This window comes from Halomonas sp., assembly GCF_041689495.1.
Taxonomy (GTDB): Bacteria; Pseudomonadota; Gammaproteobacteria; order Pseudomonadales; family Halomonadaceae; genus Halomonas.
In genome coordinates, this window is sequence record NZ_JBDNGD010000077.1 from 1 (window position 1) to 3926 (window position 3926).

Annotated in this window: 5 protein-coding genes and 1 pseudogene; 5 read left to right on the forward strand and 1 reads right to left on the reverse strand. The window is 63.9% G+C overall.

Annotated features, from left to right (window positions below):
- Positions 1-249 precede the first annotated feature (249 nt).
- The 4 genes and pseudogenes from ACESMD_RS02535 to ACESMD_RS02550 all read left to right on the forward strand — a co-directional run.
- Positions 250-504: pseudogene (locus ACESMD_RS02535) on the forward strand (deoxyribodipyrimidine photo-lyase); the annotation flags it as partial.
- A gap of 149 nt (positions 505-653) precedes the next feature.
- Positions 654-1202 (forward strand): FAD-binding domain-containing protein, encoded by a 549-nt coding sequence (locus tag ACESMD_RS02540; RefSeq protein WP_372610050.1) that lies wholly within the window; start codon positions 654-656, stop codon positions 1200-1202.
- A complete protein-coding gene (locus tag ACESMD_RS02545; protein WP_372610052.1) occupies positions 1199-1354 on the forward strand; it encodes a hypothetical protein in 156 nt (51 codons plus the stop codon). The genes ACESMD_RS02540 and ACESMD_RS02545 overlap by 4 nt, the downstream gene beginning before the upstream one ends.
- Before the next feature lie 2 nt (positions 1355-1356).
- Complete coding sequence (locus tag ACESMD_RS02550) at positions 1357-2637, forward strand: lytic murein transglycosylase (RefSeq protein ID WP_372610058.1); 1281 nt, start codon at positions 1357-1359, stop codon at positions 2635-2637.
- Positions 2638-2642: 5 nt separating this feature from the next.
- Here the strand turns inward: ACESMD_RS02550 and ACESMD_RS02555 are convergent, their stop codons facing one another.
- A complete protein-coding gene (locus ACESMD_RS02555) occupies positions 2643-3356 on the reverse strand; it encodes a 16S rRNA (uracil(1498)-N(3))-methyltransferase (RefSeq protein WP_372610054.1) in 714 nt (237 codons plus the stop codon).
- A gap of 99 nt (positions 3357-3455) precedes the next feature.
- Between ACESMD_RS02555 and phaR the strand changes: the two genes are divergently transcribed.
- Positions 3456-3926: polyhydroxyalkanoate synthesis repressor PhaR (gene phaR, locus ACESMD_RS02560; protein ID WP_372610056.1), on the forward strand; the 471-nt coding region annotated here is incomplete at its 3' end.

The following is a 3926-nucleotide window of genomic DNA, read 5'->3' on the forward strand; positions in this document are numbered from 1 at the left end:
AACGTTATAAAAAGCCAGGCTATAGAACGTGCCGAGAATAAGATTGCCGGCCATCAGGCCGCCCGGTCACGTTGAAGTGGGCCGGGACCAGCAATGACTCGGAGCAAACCGCCCGATCGGCACCCTGATGAATTAGCCGGGTTCACACCTGTCCCCTGGCCGGTCGTCTGGCTGGCGGTGCCAGGGTGCGAGTTTCCGTTTCCCCGAGGATCGTTGCTGGCTCCCGGCGCCTGTTTCCGGGGGACTGTGATGAGCGTGGAAATCGTCTGGCTTCGCCAGGACCTGCGGCTCGCGGACAACCCTCTGTTTCACAGTGTTCGCCCGTCCGGCCATCTGCTCTGTGTATATGTGCTCGATCAGGCGTGGTTGACGCCGCTCATCGGGGAGAGGCAGCGCCCCCGGATAGGCCCGGCGCGCCTGCAGTTCCTCTGGCAGAGCCTGATCGATCTGCGAGGGGAGCTCCTCAAGCGCGGCAGCGATCTCCTGGTACGCATCGGCAATCCCGAGGACGTCATCACTGAACTCGTCATGCAGCTCGGGGCGACTCGGGTTCGCGTGCGCCACATGATGCAGGATATGACGAGACTCGGGCCGCTTCCGGACTTGCTCGACGCCTGCAGGGTCAGGCCGAGGTCTGCCATGGGGATGGCGGCATGCTGTTCGATGACGTCTGCCTGTCGGCGCGCCAGATCCATGATGCCGTGCGTGACTGGGAGAGGGAGTACGGGGTCTGCGAATCGAGTTACTGGGTCATCTTCGAACTGCTCTGGCGGGAGTATTTCCATTGGGCCGCTCGACAGGAGGGCCGGGATCTCTTCGGCAAGCGCCTGCTGCCAGGGTCCTCAGCGAACTTCCTCGCCTGGTGTCGTGGCAAGACCGGGATGCCCTTCATCGATGCGGCCATGCGAGAATTGGCCAGCACCGGCTGGTTATCCAACCGGGCTCGCCAGAACGCCGCGAGTTTCCTGGTCAGGGACCTGAATGTCGACTGGCGCATCGGGGCCATCTGGTTCGAACACTGCCTCATCGATCATGACGTGGCCAGCAACTGGGGTAACTGGCGCTATGTCGCCGGCGTCGGACGAGATCCCCGCCAGTGTGGCTTCGATGTCCATAAGCAGGCCGAGTACTATGATCCCGACGGCGCCTATGCGGCGCTCTGGCAAGCGCCTGCGCTATCCACTCATCCGGAGGAACCATGACGCGCGTATCCATCCCCCCTCTGCCGTTGTGGCTCGGCCTGGCCGGCCTGCTGCCCTTCCTGGCGACTCTGGGGGAGTTGATCGGGCTGGCGGCAGATCGCGTTCTGCGCCATGATCGACATCCTAGTCAATGGCAAGGAGTGCAAGTGTGACGATGCCCAGGATGCTTCCCCCCTTCATGCTTCTGGTGCTCCTGGCCGGCTGCCAGAGCAGTCCTTCCAGTCAGGCCAGTGACACGGACCCCCAGGCCGATGCCGGCAGTGGCGGTGCAGACGAGGTCTCGTCTTCCATCGAGACTCGTGGCGGTGCGGACATGCCGGCGGAATTCCCCACCTGGTTGGCAAGGTTTCGGCGCGATGCCAGGGCCGAAGGCATCAGCGAAGCCACCCTGGCCAGGGCCCTGGATGGCGTGCGTTACCGCCCTCGGGTGATCGAGCTCGATCGCTCTCAGCCGGAATTCGTGCGACCCATCTGGGAGTATCTGGATACGGCCGTTTCGGCCACCAGGGTGAGTAACGGGCGTGAGCGTCTGGCCACTTACCGGGACACCGCCCAACGTATGGAGCAGCGCTTCGGCGTGCCTGGCGAGGTGATCGTGGCCATCTGGGGTATCGAGAGCAACTATGGCGACAACTGCGGTGACTTCTCGACACTCGAGTCACTGGCGACCCTGGCCTATGAGGGCCGGCGGCGCGATTTTGCCCGTGGAGAGTTGCTGGCGGCGCTACGAATCCTCGACGAGGGCGACATCGCCCCCGAGCGCATGGTCGGTTCCTGGGCCGGTGCCATGGGCCATACCCAGTTCATTCCTTCCAGCTTCGAGGCCTATGCCGTGGATGGCGACGGCGATGGCCGCCGCGACATTTGGGGCAGCATCCCCGATGTCATGGCCTCGACCGCCAATTACCTGGCCCGGGCGAACTGGCGGCAAGGAGAGCCCTGGGGGGTCGAGGTGCGTCTGCCGGAGGCGTTCGACTATTCGCAGACCGAGCTTGCCACCCGGCGTGCCAGTCGTGAGTGGGCCGCCCAGGGGGTGGGGTCCGTGACCGGCGAGTCGCTACCCGGTTTCGAGTCGGCCTCGATCATCGCCCCGGCCGGGGCCCGCGGGCCGGCCTTCCTGGTGGGTCCCAACTATCGATCCATCCTGCGCTACAACAATGCCACCAGTTATGCCCTGGCGGTGGGGACCCTCGCCGACCGGATCGCCGGCCGCCAGGGTGTCGTCCAGGGCTGGCCCCGGGACGAGCAGCCATTGATGCGTCGGCAGGTACGCGACATGCAGGAAGCGCTCAATGCCCGGGGGTTCGAGGTGGGGGTGCCGGACGGCATCATGGGGCCCAATACGCGACGCGGCCTGCGGACCTACCAACGATCCATCGGCGTCACACCGGATGGGTTCGCGACGCTGCGCCTGCTGGAAAGGCTCCAGCGCTGAGCCGATCAGAACAGTCGAGACAGCAAGACCGTGATGGCGGTTTCCACGCGCAGGATGCGGGGCCCCAGATGGATGCCCTGGCAGCCGGCCTCGAGCAGCTTCCCCACCTCCCAGGGAATGAAGCCGCCCTCCGGGCCCACCAGCAAAAGGGTCGGGTCGGTAACGTCGCGGGGACAGGCCATGGGCATGCCGGGATGGGCCAGGAGCCCATGGCGTTCTTCCAGCAGTCCGGGCAGGATGTCTTCGACGAAGGGTCGGAAGCCCTTGGCCAAGGTCACTTCCGGCATCAGGGTATCTCTGGCCTGCTCCAGGCCCAGTATCAGGTGTCCGCGGATTTTCTCGGCTACCAGCTCGGGGGACTGCCAGTAGCTTTTTTCAACGCGGTGCGTATGCAGCAGGGTGATATGCTTCACGCCGAGTGTGGTGACATGCTCCAGGCTTCTCGCCAGCATGCGCGGCCGAGGCAGGGCCAGCACCAGATGCACGGGTAGTGCCGGTGGAGGTGACTGATCGAGCGCCTCGAGCGAGAGGCAGGCTTCGTGCTCGTCGAGTGACAGCAGGGTCCCGCGTCCTATCCCGCCGCCCTCGATGCCCAGAGTGAAGGAGTCGCCAGGTGTTGCCCGATGCACCTCGCGCAGGTGGGTCAGGCGGCGCGGATCCCGGAGTTTGACGAGAGGACCATCGCCGAGGTCGGAGGGCGAGAGCAGGATCAGGTTCATTGAGTCTCTTATGCCGTTAGGTCTTGCATGGACGGTATCGCGGTGCACAATACTCGCATGTGGGTAATTGCCCACCTGCCATGACAAGGAGCAAGCGCCGTGCGCGTGATTCGCAAGTATGCCAACCGCAGACTCTATGATACCCAACAGAGTCGCTATGTGACCCTCGAGGACATCCGCGGCCTGATTCTCGATGAGGAGTCCTTCCGCGTCGAGGATGCCAAGACCGGCGAGGATCTGACCCGCACCATCCTGTTGTCGATCATCATCGAGCAGGAACAGGCCGATGGTGATTCCGAGGTCTTCTCCAATGACCTCCTGCAGCAGCTGATCCGCGTCTATGCCATGACCCAGCCGCTCCCTCTGGCACGTTACCTGGAGCAGGGCACGCGGTTGATGCTGGAGCAGCAGAAGCGAGTGAAGGATCAATGGCAGCAAGCCATGCGCCACACCCCCATGGAGCTGATGCGCGAACTGACCGAGGAAAATATGCGTTTCTGGCAGAATACCATCAGCCAGGCCGGCAAGGATGATGATGCCAAGGACGAAGAGAAAGACGACGACAAGGAC